Genomic DNA, 12,779 nt, shown 5'->3' with positions numbered 1-12,779 from the left:
TGCTTACAATAGTTCACCGTAACGACGAATATAAATCCGTTTAACTACAGTCACTAAAGCCAAGTAAAGAACCATTGTGACAAACAACCATAACCAATAGTTTCCTGGCAATGGCAGCATCCCTAAGTTTCTGCCAAAATTAGTGAACGGCACGATTGTTCCTACAGCGATTCCTAAAGTGGTAATAGCAATCATACTGAATGAGGCCCGACTTTGCAAAAACGGCACTTTCGGAGTCCGCAACGCATGCAGCACCATCGTTTGCGTCCAAAGTGATTCCACGAACCAGCCGGCATGGAAAATCGCAATAAAGGTCGCCTGTTGTGCTGGACTCAAGGTGTGGTAGCTGCCGCCTAGCATTGCTGGGCAAATGACAAAGTACATTAATAGATAAGTCGTGATATCAAAAACTGAACTAGTTGGTCCAATCCAAAGCATAAACTTACCAATATTGGCTGAGATCCAACTTTTTGGTTCATCCAAATACTCTTTGTCCATATGATCCCACGGAATCGAAATACAAGAAATATCGTAGATCATATTCAAAAATAGCAGTTGCAATGGCAGCATTGGCAAGAAGGGCAGGAACGTACTAGCAATTAAGACAGAGAACATGTTACCGAAGTTCGAGCTGGCAGTTGCTTTGATATATTTCATAATATTGCCAAATGTTTCTCTGCCTGAAACGATTCCCCGTTCCAAGACCATCAAATCCTTTTCCAGTAAGATCACGTCAGCAGATTCCTTCGCAATATCAACAGCGGTATCCACGGAAATTCCAACATCGGCGGCCTTCATCGCAGGAGCGTCATTGATGCCGTCTCCTAAGAAGCCGACGGTATGTCCATTTTTCTTTAATGCGTGGGTGATACGTTGCTTTTGCTGAGGATTCAGTTTGACAAAGACATTGTATTTTTCTACGATGTCAGCTAATTGTACTTCGTTTAGATTGGCGATTTGTTCACCTGTAACTAATTCTTCCGATTCCAAACCAACCTGTTTGCAGACAGATTTCGTAACCAGCGCATTGTCGCCTGTCAGCACCTTGACTCCCACGCCATGTTTCTTCAGTGTTTCCAAAGCTTGCTTCGTGGTTTCCTTTGGCGGATCTAAAAAGGCCAGGTAACCAATTAGGACCATCTCCGACTCATCCGATACCGAGAATTCGCCGACGACACTTGGATTGGTTTTTTGTGCCACCCCTAATACCCGCAAGCCATCGCTGTTTAGTTCTTTTACTTTTTCTAAAACCTCTTGTTTTGCTTTTTCTGTTAATGGTATGACCTTCCCCTTAAAATCAACGAAGCTCGAGATTCGCAGCATTTCCTCAATTGCACCTTTTGTGATCATTTGAGTCTTGCCATCATTGTCCGCTACAACCACACTCATACGGCGACGGTCAAAATCAAATGGAATCTCATCGACCTTTTGATAATTGATTTTAGTCGTATCCAATTCATTCTTCGCAGCATCAATAATCGCGACATCCATCAAATTTTTTAATCCAGTTTGATAATAGCTGTTTAAATATGCGTGACGTAAAACCCGTGAATCTTCCTTCCCATCACAATCTAAATGATATTCCAAAATGATTTTATCCTGAGTCAACGTTCCAGTCTTATCCGTACAAAGCACATCAACAGCGCCGAAATTTTGAATCGAATTGATATTTTTAATAACCGTTCCCTTTTTCGCCATTCTTGAGGCACCCTTGACCAGATTGGTGGTTACGATCATCGGCAGCATTTCAGGTGTCAATCCTACAGCCACAGATAAACCGAACAGAAAAGCCTCCATCCAATCCCCCTTAGTCAGCCCATTAATCACGATGACCGTTGGTGCCATGATCGCCATAAATTTGATAAAAATGAACGAAGTTTTCTTGATTCCCAATTCAAAATTTGTCAAGTCAGGCTTGGTACTCAAGGATTTTGCCACATCGCCAAACAACGTTCGATTCCCCGTTGCGATTACAACTCCTTCCGCACTCCCGCTAATGACATTGCTTCCCATAAAGACCATATTTTCGTAACTTGTCTCAGAATCTTGGACTTCAATTTGACTCTCCGCTCTTTTTTCAACTGGATAGCTTTCCCCAGTCAAAGCCGATTGAGAAACAAATAAATCTTTTGTGACTGTTAACCGGACATCCGCTGGAATCATATCACCGGCAGATAATTTAACGACATCTCCACAGACAATTTCCTCGATGGGAAGCTCAAGGAATTGATTTTTCCGACGAACGGTCGCTGTGACTTTTACTAAAGATTTCAACTTTTCAGCAGCATGATTCGAACGAACTGATTGGATCAAGGTCATTGTTCCGCTAATAATAACCATCGTAAAAATAATAGCACTGCCAAAATAATCGCGGTCTGCCGGAGCCGCCATTAATACATCTGTCGTAATCGAGGTTAATCCTAGACCAATTAATACCAAGGTAAAGGGCGTGATATACGCTTTTAGCACCTCCAAAATGAAAGGCGTCTTTTTGCCATAAGAGATCTTGTTATCCCCGTATCGCTCTCTAGCAATGCTGGCTTGTTTTTCTGATAACCCCTTTTTTGATGTATGAAAGGTCTCAAAAACATTCGCCACTGTTTTTCTAGCAAATAAATCATAATTAACCTTTTGGTTATTTTTCGTTACTTTTTCCACTGTTCTTTCCTTCTCTCCAAAAAAAATTCGCCATAATCCTATCCCAATCATTAGGTATAAAAGAATATTTCCGAATGTTTTCATTTTTTTGCGCCTCCTATTGTGGGCTCACGGAGAGATGAAGGGGCTAAAAACAAATAGACAAGAATAATTTGCCAATGCCCCGTTCCTCTATCATCCATAAACCCGTTCTTCGCGAACTACTGTCGTCCATTTGTTTTCATCTCCTTTGTGGTTATTCGACTCAATGGTTGTCGAATTTCTTTCTTAAAAATTTTCAAAATCAATTGGTCTTCTTGATACTCATATGGCAGCTCTTGGTAAGCCAGCTTTTCATAAAAGCCCCAGGCCTGCTTTCTGCCTGTTAAGAAAATAGTCGAAAAGCCTAATCTTTCCGCAATCTCTTCTGCATAGATCATCAAATTCTTCCCAAGACTCTTTCCTTGAGTCAGCGGTTCGATCGCAACCTGCTTGATCTGAACAAATGCGTTTGATACAGGATGCAGCAGCAACGTTCCCACTACTTCATCTCCTTGCCGCACGACCAAATGAATATCCTGCTTTTCTTCAATCGGTGCCTCGAACAAATACGCCTTTCCCGCACTTTCCTTCAACACCCGATTTCGAAGCATCAAGGCTTCCCGGTAAAATAAACTGTTCCATCTCGTTAGCATATACACTGTTTTACCATGATAATTCCTCCTTTGTTTTTGATTGAAAATAAAATAGACGGTTGGTGAGAACTAGCTCCATGAAAGAAAGCCATGCCGTCGAGAACAAGTAGCTCGGCGATGTGAAACTGCAGAAAGTTGAACTCGCAGCTAGTTCATTTTAATGAATCCATTTTTCTAAAAAGCAGAAAAATGAGTTGAGTTTCACCACGCATATCATCGTGCTAAGCGTCTTCAGCTACAATTTGTTAAAAATTTCTTTTAAAACTGGCATCACTGAGCCAAACTGCGAAAAGCACGACTGACAGCTAGCTCCTATCTAGGAATTCATTTTTCGAAAAGCACGAAAAATGAACTCACCCTCGTACGCATACGATCCAACTAAACATTTCGATAAATAAGTTTTCTTTGCCGTTGAGAACAAGTAGCTCACGCGATATAAAGCTGCAAAAAGTTGGACTCGCAAAAAAGGCCTTTCGCTTTAAAACTCAGCGAAAGGCCGTAAAAAATCCATCTTAAATAAAAGACAAATACTCTTGTCGATCTAGTCGTTGAGTTTTGGCACTATACAACGTAAAGACAAACATCTTAGCTACCTTAAGAAAAGCCTTGTATTCGACAATTCCTGTTCTACCCATTGGCGTCTCTCGACATTTTTGGGCAGTAGCCTGTGTTTGTATAGGAGCCTCACCTAACAAATCATATTTTATTTTTCTTTACAAAACTTAACAAAATGAATGAATCTTGTCAACCGAGATCAGTTAGAAAGTTATTAAAAATAACAATAATCCTTTAAAAACTTTGCATTATGACTAACAATCACGAGCAACTAACCTTTTCGAACTTCTTTTATCAACTACTCGATTCCAAAAACTTTATGATTTTTCATTTTTTTGAAAAAAACGAACTTTTATTATCAAAAAAAGATTTTCGTCTGACAAAAAGTGATAAACGTGCAACGAAAATCAACTTTCCTTTCGGGTTTCCGATAAATTAACGAATGATAGAATCGTTTGTAGGTTCGAAAGAAAAGTTGGGACTTCCGTACATGATAAAATAAATTTAGCTTATAAATAAACAACAGATTTGGTCTTTATCGCTATTTTCCAAGCGCAATTATCAGAATATTTTCAATTCGATGAACATTTGACAGAAAGGCGTGGCTTTTATGTACAGAGATCTTTTTATGACAAATCAGCAACAGAAAAAAGTGCAGTTTTTTAAGCAGATGGAAGAATGTCCAGCTGGCGAGTACTCCGTTCATACACTCAGTCAAAAGTTTAACTCCAGTTATCCACCGTTTCTTCAGATGCTTCAAGAGTTGGATGATTCTCTGAAGAAATTGAACGAAAGGCCCTTGTTGATTGAACCTTCCAAAGTTTATTGGGAAAGCGATTCAAGCCGCTCCAACACGTTCTTAATTGAGCAGGTAAAAAATTCGATTCCTTATCGTTTTTTGCTAACCTCCTTGTTTTATCCTGAAAAAAAATTGAAGGACTTCAGTAAGGAAATCTTCGTGAGTGAATCGACGATCTTGCGACGTTTGCACCCATTGATGGATCATCTCTCTCAGTGCAATGTTCGAATAAACTTTTCAAAAATGGAGCTGACAGGATGTGAAGCGGTTATTCGTTTGGTTTATATCAAGACGCTTTGGGCCGCCTCCTTGGGTGAAGATATTAATTTCAGCCCGCTCTCTTTTGAACTGGAAGATGCCTTGCTTAATGAGATGGCGCCATTACTGCCTACCCATCTCCATCCGAAATTAGCCCGCTTGATGCTTTGTGTTAATCGGCTAAGAAATGAGCAGAAGAGCTACTTAGCAGAGACTCCTTTTGAAGACCTGTTATTCTCTCAAACGAAGCCGCTGCTGGAGCATTACTTTTCCAGTCTTTTGGATTCGCGTATCCAAATTCGGCGAAATATCGAATTTCTCAATTATTTATTCTATTATTATCCCTACAGCGTCAAAAATGATGGACAGATTCTCAACCCTATGATGCTTTATTACGCTAAAAATGTGGAAGAACGTGATCCTCTATGTTTGGCGATCGACACCTTTTATCGTTATTGTTCAAGAGACCTCCTGCAAGAAACGCTAAACGAACAGGAAGAGCGGCTTTTGCTAGACAATATCGCCCGAACCTTCTTAAACTATTCGATCCAGAAAAAAGAAATTCCTTTACTATTTGAGACTGGAAACAAGGAACATTTCCTCAAATCCGAACTATACGCGGAGCTTTATCCTGCGATCCGTAAAGCGATTCGAAAATTAAGCCGGCGTAAGCAATTAGAGTGGCTGGCTACGGTAGATGCCTCCATTTCAAAAACCTTATGCTTAAGCCTGCTGCCCCACTTTACCGTCACCGATGAAAAAGTCCATGTGGGTATCGTAGCAATCCCGAACTATCTTTACTTGCAGCAGATGGTGAAATTTTTAAGTAATCTCAGCTTCATCGAAATCGTCTTTCAACCGCAACCGGATGAGCCGATCGATCTTTTCATCACTACCTTCAAAGAACTGCTGCCCGCTGAAACAAGTGATTATTATCTGATCAATATTTTGAACGCCGATTATCAGTCCGATCTTTTACCACGATTGTTGACGATCCAAAACAACAAAAGATTTGCTTAAAAAAGCTCGTTCGTGAAGCCGGACATGGATATACCTGCTGTAAAGCGATTTATTGATGTAAAAACTTTATACTTTCCTAGTTAAAAAAACAGGGCCCAATCATATGATTGAGTCCTGCTTTTTTTAAATATTTTTTTGCAAATCTTCATAGAAAGCAGCTTTAGTAGCAGATATATAAGGTGCCACCCATAGATAGGCGATGCCCGCTGTTAGAGCAGTCAGCAAGTACCAGCCGATAAACGTGATATCCAGCCAAAACAATCGGCCCTTATGACCAATCATTAAGTGGCGACTGGCAGTAATCGTGTCTAACACTTTCGGTTTCTCTCCCGTTTGTTGAAGCTGATCATAATAGATAAAATAGCTTTGCGAATACGCATAAGCTTTTACGATTCCAGGAATAATGAATAGGAATGTCCATAATGTCGTGAAAATGTTCGTAAATAGTGCTAATAGAACAACCCCGCCAAGGAATGCTCCTTGAAAGCCACGAAACGCATCCTTCATCGGTTCGATCTGCGTCCGCTCGCCTCTCAGTAAATCAAGATACGTCCAAGATATTCCACTCATAAATAAGGCGCTGATGATAGACGAAACCAGACTCGTTCCGCCACCGCTAGCATTATTTTGCTGATACTCAGAAACAGATGTAATCATGTCACCACTTGACCCATGAATAAAAAACCAAATCAACCCAGATAATACCACAAAGAACATTACAGCTACTGTTAATAACGTCGGGATAAGGTTTAGAATAACCGCCTGACCCCATTTACCTCTCAAAGCATCCTTCGCTTCTGCCTTTAATTCAGCAGTCGTTTTCATAATTGAATAACCCCTCTCTTTATTCAATAGTTTAATATACTGTAATTGTTTTAGAAAGTCATTCAAACGAACTTGTCAAAATTAGTTTATTTGACGCAGCATTTTCCAAAATTCAGCTAATATCCGAGATTGATACCGACTTTTGCGAACCAGAGCGCTAATATCGTTGGTCAGCTGCCAATCCGTGATCTTGACCTCGGTCAGTTTTCCTAGCAGAAGCTCTTCCTTCACTAGACGGTATGGCAATACTGATAAGCCAAATCCAGCTTTAACAGCTGAAATCAAAGCCTGCGAATCGACACTTTCCCAAATCGGAAAAAGCTTGAAACCCTGTAAAACAACAAAGGATTCAAAGGATTCACGAACAGCACTTCCTCTTTCCCGCAATAAAAGCGGACGTTGCAAAAGTTCTGGCAAACTGAGCTGTTCTTCAGCGAAATCTGGTGCCGCCACTACACACAACCGATAATCTGCGATCTTTTTTGCTTGAAAGGAAGCTTGCTGGACCTTGCCTTCAATAAAGGCAAGATCAACCTCGCCAGTTTCTAAACGAGCAATCGATTCTGAAGCAGGAAAAACCTGAACGTTAAAATGAGCCTCTGGATGAAGCTCGCTAAATCGTTGCAATAGCTGAGGCAGCTCTGTCTGAGCATACGTAATACAGGAAGCGATTTTTAACGGTGGCTGCTTCTCTAGGTCAGGCAAACGGGCTTCGACAGACTCGAACTCCTCAATGATCGGTTGGATCTCCCGCAAAAGCAGTTCACCCGCAGAAGTCAGCTTCACACTGCGATGCAGTCGTTCAAAAAGCTGTGTGCCCGCTTCTTCTTCTAAATCTTTGATCGCATGTGAAACGGCTGATTGTGTCAAAAACAAGTTCGTTGCTGCTTTAGTAAAATTAGTTGTTTTCGCGATCTCACGAAATATCACACATTGTTTATAGTTCATAAGGACTCCTTTTCACATGAATTAAATTCATGTCTACCTATTAATATTATCATTTCACACATGACAAACCAAGCCTTATACTAGAGAGAAAGAAGAAAGGGCGTTAATATGACAAAACTCAAATTCTATTTATGGTTGGCCTCGGTCAATCTATTTATCAGCACCTTTACCTTCGGTGGCGGCTATGTAGTCGTTCCCATGATTCGTAAATATTATGTTGAAAAAAAAGGGCTATTCACCAATGATGAATTAATGGAAATGGCGGCTGTCGCGCAATCCTCACCAGGAGCCATTGCCATTAATTTAAGTGTTTTGGCAGGAAAAAAAGCGGCGGGACTGCCTGGGGTAATCATCAACGCGATTTGTTCAATCATCCCGCCTTTAGTGATCTTAGGATTAATCTCTAACTGGTACGCCGCATTTGCCGCAAATGTAACGGTGATGGCCGTTCTAAAAGGCATGCAGGCTTGTGTTACCGCTTTGATCATCGATATTGTTATTGATATGTACCAGCTGATTCGACAAGAAAGCTCTAGACTACTACGCATGTTAGTTCCAATTTCTTTTGTAGCTAATGCCATTTTTAATTTAAACGTAATCTATATTTTAATTTTCAGTGTTGGTATTTGTTTACTTGATACTCATTTCCAACAAACAAGGGAGGCTTCCTAATGCAGTTATTTTTAACCTTTCTCAAGATCGGGCTATTCAGCATCGGTGGCGGCTATGCCATCATCCCTTTGATTCAGGAGCAGGTGGTTCATCAGCAAGGTTGGCTGAGTGAAAAAGTTTTCAGTGATATTATTACCATCTCGCAGATGACGCCCGGACCGCTGGCAGTCAATACTTCGACCTTTGTCGGCATGCAAATTGACGGAATTTCCGGCGCAATCGTCGCTACCATTGGTTGTATTTTAGGAGGCTGCGTAATCTCCATTAGCTTGTATCAGTTTTTCCAAAAACATAACGACTCCCTCTATGTGGCAGCTGCTCTGAAAAGCCTAAAAGCTTCTTCAGTTGGCTTGATCATGTCGGCAGGCTTTACCATTCTTTTATTGGCTTTTTTTGGTTCATCAGATTTTTCCAGCAATTTGCTCCCACAATTTGATTGGAAAGTCGCAATTTTATTCACAGCTTCGTTAATCATTCTGCGAAAATTCAAGCCTAACCCCATTGTTTTGATGTGTGTGGCAGGATTTGCAGGGTTCTTTCTCTATCAGTAGGTGGACATTGATTAAAATCATCTCCAGCATTTCTTATCTATAGTTTTCTACGTGCAAAAAGACCGTATCCTTCAATAGGACACGGCCTTAAGAGTTGTTTATAGTTTTTCCCATTCGCCTGATAGTCGATAGTTCTCAGCATACTTTTCGGCCTGATCAACGATTTCCTGATCATAATGACAATAGGCTAATAATTTGATCGCGTTACTGCCAGTCGTTACGCCTTCTCGCAACGTGTAATCAAATAGAATATCATCCGCTGTCACGACCTCTCGGAAATGATAGTTTTCATAGCGTTCACCTAGGATTCGGCTTAGCTCTACATCATGTGTTGCCAGGCAAATGAAACAATCCAGGTCAGCGAATTTTTTCAGAATGATCGAAGCAGCAGCGATCCGTTCGATCATGTTGGTTCCTTTAAACATTTCATCCATAAAGATCATGGCATACTCTTTAGATTCAGCGATTTTCAACAAGCGCTTCAGCGACTTGATCTCTGCCATATAGAAACTGTCGCCGGTAACAATATCATCCTTTAAATTCATCGAACTATAGACGGCACATGGTTTAAAGCTGAAACTCTTAGCCAAGCAAGTATTAAACAGCTGTCCAAAGATCGCATTGATCGCTAACGTTCGGGCAAAGGTCGATTTTCCGCTGGCATTTGAACCCGTTATCAACACCTTATTTCCCATGCTACGCGTATTCGGAACGGGTTCTTTTAACAGCGGATGTACGATCTCTTCGAACGTTACCTGATCACTATCATTAAAATTCGGCAGACAATAATATGGCAAACTTTCTCGATAAGAAGCAATCGAAATACACAGCTCGATGTATCCAATGGTTTCATACAGTTTCAACGCTTCACTGCGATACTTTTGAAACAGCTTGACCATGATAAAATAAGCATAGCCATACAAAGAAAAATAAGAAGTAATGATCATCATTAGGCTGTTGGAAGAGCCAAAGATTTGCACAATATAATCTGCCAATCCTGTAATGTTTTTAAACGCTTTAAGATTTTTACGCAGCTGATCGGTTTCTTCTTTGAAGGCCGGAAGCTCTAGTTTCACCATCACCTTCGCCGCCCGAACCATGCGTGTAAACATCCCCAAAGCTTCAAACGCCTGATAAATTTTTCGCAACACGATCGAAAATAAAATCAAACCCACACAAAAGCTCAGACAGACAGCTAAAATCCCATAATCAATATCTACTGCCAGCCAGATCAAGCTGCCTATTCCGACTACCGTCACCAAAACAATTGGCAGCATCGCTATTTTAGGAAACTTACTGGGCTCCAGTAATAACTCAACCAACTGATTATTGGTTTTCCGCCCAATTCGATAAAAGGCAAATTGCAGTTTTTCCCGAGCTTCAGCCTGCTCACTCATGCACTGAACAGCCGCTTCAAAATGAGTCAAATCAGGATTTTTCTGCCTTCTAAAAAAATCGTAGCTGTATTCATCCCCAATACTAGACTGCGTATTTTTTACCTGTTTAAAAATCTCATCCATATTTAAATCATTGAAGGTAATATCATCAATCGTTGGCTCATCCGATTTCTTCTGCTGATAATACTTCTTCATACTGGCATAATCCCGTTCATCCAGTTTCCATTCCATTTTTTTCCCATACTCTGCCTTGATCCGCGCCTTGATTTTTAGTTTCTTGCGATACAAAAAATAGGCATAGATCAGAAAAAATATTCCTACAATCCCAAACAAAATCCCATAAATCCAGATCACTTCCAATAATTGAACCCCCGTCTTCTTTTTTAATCATTCTACCATTAGAAATAGCTTGACAAAATGACTCATAATAAAAAAGCACCCCACCTATCTTATAAGTGAGATGCTTTCCCTATCCATTACACATCTTTCGAATGGCGTTCGCCTACCTGAAATTCCTCTGCGTGTTCAAACATATAGCGAACAGTTAGTGGCGTGTCACCGGTCAATTTTTCAAAATCATCGGTGTGTTCAGTCATCTTATTTTCCCGAATCGCTTGAGCAAAAGTGACCATTCCTTCTGAAGAAAATGGTGCTTCGGAATCTTCTTTAAACTTTCCTTCGGTCGTTCGCGGAACGCCCATCGCATCGAATACCGCATAGTTTTCTTCATCGGAGATTTCTTGGTAGCTGACCTTATTGCCAGTAACCTCATTGCCAACCGCAACAAAATCGCTGATCGTCATTAACTCTTTTCCATTGATATTCAAAATCTGGTGATGCAGCGTTTGATTGTTTAAAGCATATGCAACAGCTTTGGCACAGTCTTTTCTTGAAATATACGCCATCTTCCCATCACCCTGACTGTTAGTTAGCACACCATCGCCTTTTACATAGGTAAAGTAGTTCGTGATCATGGCTTCGGCATATTGGGAGTTGCGTAAGAAAATATAATCAAGTCCGCTTTCTTCAATGTACTTCTCTGTATAGGCGTGGTCGATTTTCTCAATACTTGGATTCTCTGGATCTGCCGCATTGACCAAGGAAGTATAAATGATTTTTTTCACGCCAGCTGCTTTGGCAGCATCAACGACATTTCTATGGGCTGCTTGACGTTTTTCTCCCACAAAAGGCATCGAAATCAAGGCCAACGCTTCTCCGCCCGCAAATTTTTCGGCTAAGCCTTCGACATGATTGAAATTCGTTTCTCGGGTTTCTACGCCTTGGGCTGAAAATTTTTCTAGCGAAGCGGGATCATAGCCGCAAAAGACTAAGCGGTCCTTTTCTGCGATCGTCATTAGATACTCGGCTGCTTGTCCGCCTAAATTTCCATCTACACCTGTCAAAATCAGTTTATTCATTGAATAAAACCTCCTCATTTTTGATAAGTTAAGCATATGTGATTCAGTGAACAAATACCAATACATCTATTTAATGCCCTATAAGTAAAAGTTATTACGCTTTCAGCCGCTCAAGCAGTCGCTGAACAGTTGCGTTTTGTTCATTGGCCAAATAGGCTAAAACAATCTCAAATTGATGATGAGAATCCTCGATTCGTAGCGACTTCAGATCCATGTCATCCTCGATCAACGGGTAATTTTCAGGAAAAAAGCCCACCATCTCATTGTTCTGGATCAGAAAGATTTCCGTCTCGATATCGTTGGTCACTTTTACGATGTTGGGGGCATACCCATCCTGCAATGCATGATCCAGCATTAAATAGTAGGATTTTCCTATCGTTTCTGGCGAAAGCATCACAATGGATTGATTGTATAGCTCCTCAAGCGTCAATGATTCTTTAGTAAAAAATGGGTGCTTCTTACCGACCACTGCACAGTAATCCCCATAATATAGCGGAAGTGTTTGAATTTGCTTTTCTTCAAAAAATTCCGAATCAAAACTAATCGCAAGATCATACCGATGATTTAACAAGTTTTCAGCGACACCCTTCAACGGCACCTTCTCCACATCTAATAGAATGTTTTCCTCTTCAAGCTTTTTATCCTGCATGACCTGAGAAAACAATTGAATGTCCATAATCGAAGTGTACTCGATCCGGACCCGCTTTTTTTGTTCATTGTAATCTGACATCCGTTGCGTTAATCGATCGTACTGTTGGATTAGCTGGAGGGCCTCCTGATACAACAGTTTCCCAGCTTCGGTCGGCTTTACGGGAATCGTTGAACGATCAATCAGCTGACAGGCAAAATGCGTCTCCAAAAAACGAATCTGCTGGGTAATACTTGCTTGGGAAACAAAATTTTTCTTTCCGGCTTTGGTAAAGCTGCCGGTTTGGACTAAATCAATAAAGTATTTCAACTTTTCTAAATACATGAGCATCCCTCCGCTTCTTTTCCATTTTAAC

The 12,779-nt window shown here is 40.7% G+C and carries 10 protein-coding genes and 1 riboswitch; of the genes, 3 read left to right on the top strand and 7 right to left on the bottom strand.

The window, feature by feature from the left end:
- Positions 1-3 precede the first annotated feature (3 nt).
- Together mgtA and KQI58_RS18210 are read right to left on the bottom strand one after the other, a co-directional pair.
- Positions 4-2,658: a magnesium-translocating P-type ATPase gene (mgtA, locus tag KQI58_RS18215; protein ID WP_216410419.1), complete on the bottom strand. Its 2,655-nt coding sequence runs from the start codon at positions 2,656-2,658 to the stop codon at positions 4-6.
- Positions 2,659-2,858: 200 nt separating this feature from the next.
- Positions 2,859-3,290: a GNAT family N-acetyltransferase gene (locus KQI58_RS18210; protein ID WP_048717797.1), complete on the bottom strand. Its 432-nt coding sequence runs from the start codon at positions 3,288-3,290 to the stop codon at positions 2,859-2,861.
- Between the two features lie 575 nt (positions 3,291-3,865).
- Positions 3,866-4,035: riboswitch (M-box (ykoK) riboswitch) on the bottom strand.
- A gap of 480 nt (positions 4,036-4,515) precedes the next feature.
- Here KQI58_RS18210 and KQI58_RS18205 point away from each other — a divergent pair.
- Positions 4,516-5,964, top strand: coding sequence for a helix-turn-helix domain-containing protein (locus KQI58_RS18205; protein WP_253296021.1), 1,449 nt, complete (start codon positions 4,516-4,518; stop codon positions 5,962-5,964).
- A gap of 123 nt (positions 5,965-6,087) precedes the next feature.
- Here the strand turns inward: KQI58_RS18205 and KQI58_RS18200 are convergent, their stop codons facing one another.
- On the bottom strand, positions 6,088-6,789 hold the full coding sequence (locus KQI58_RS18200) for a DUF975 family protein (RefSeq protein ID WP_216410409.1): 702 nt from the start codon (positions 6,787-6,789) through the stop codon (positions 6,088-6,090).
- Positions 6,790-6,870: 81 nt separating this feature from the next.
- Positions 6,871-7,737 (bottom strand): LysR family transcriptional regulator, encoded by an 867-nt coding sequence (locus KQI58_RS18195; RefSeq protein WP_216410408.1) that lies wholly within the window; start codon positions 7,735-7,737, stop codon positions 6,871-6,873.
- Between the two features lie 108 nt (positions 7,738-7,845).
- Here KQI58_RS18195 and KQI58_RS18190 point away from each other — a divergent pair, with 108 nt between their 5' ends.
- Together KQI58_RS18190 and KQI58_RS18185 are read left to right on the top strand one after the other, a co-directional pair.
- The gene (locus KQI58_RS18190; RefSeq protein ID WP_216410407.1) at positions 7,846-8,409 is read left to right on the top strand and encodes a chromate transporter; all 564 of its coding nucleotides are present in this window, start codon (positions 7,846-7,848) and stop codon (positions 8,407-8,409) included.
- On the top strand, positions 8,409-8,960 hold the full coding sequence (locus tag KQI58_RS18185) for a chromate transporter (RefSeq protein ID WP_216410406.1): 552 nt from the start codon (positions 8,409-8,411) through the stop codon (positions 8,958-8,960). The genes KQI58_RS18190 and KQI58_RS18185 overlap by 1 nt, the downstream gene beginning before the upstream one ends.
- Before the next feature lie 98 nt (positions 8,961-9,058).
- Here KQI58_RS18185 and KQI58_RS18180 read toward each other — a convergent pair whose 3' ends face one another.
- From KQI58_RS18180 to KQI58_RS18170, 3 genes are all read right to left on the bottom strand, one after another.
- Positions 9,059-10,711: a MutS-related protein gene (locus tag KQI58_RS18180; protein WP_367397951.1), complete on the bottom strand. Its 1,653-nt coding sequence runs from the start codon at positions 10,709-10,711 to the stop codon at positions 9,059-9,061.
- Positions 10,712-10,833: 122 nt separating this feature from the next.
- A complete protein-coding gene (locus KQI58_RS18175) occupies positions 10,834-11,775 on the bottom strand; it encodes an NAD(P)H-binding protein (protein ID WP_216410404.1) in 942 nt (313 codons plus the stop codon).
- Positions 11,776-11,869: 94 nt separating this feature from the next.
- Positions 11,870-12,748 carry a LysR family transcriptional regulator gene (locus KQI58_RS18170; RefSeq protein ID WP_216410403.1) on the bottom strand — a complete coding sequence of 293 codons (879 nt, stop codon included), beginning with the start codon at positions 12,746-12,748 and terminating at the stop codon, positions 11,870-11,872.
- Between the last annotated feature and the right edge of the window lie 31 nt (positions 12,749-12,779).

The sequence above is a fragment of the Enterococcus raffinosus genome (genome assembly GCF_018917525.1).
Classification (GTDB): Bacteria; Bacillota; Bacilli; order Lactobacillales; family Enterococcaceae; genus Enterococcus_A; species Enterococcus_A raffinosus_A.
This window is presented reverse-complemented; position numbering and strand designations above follow the sequence as displayed.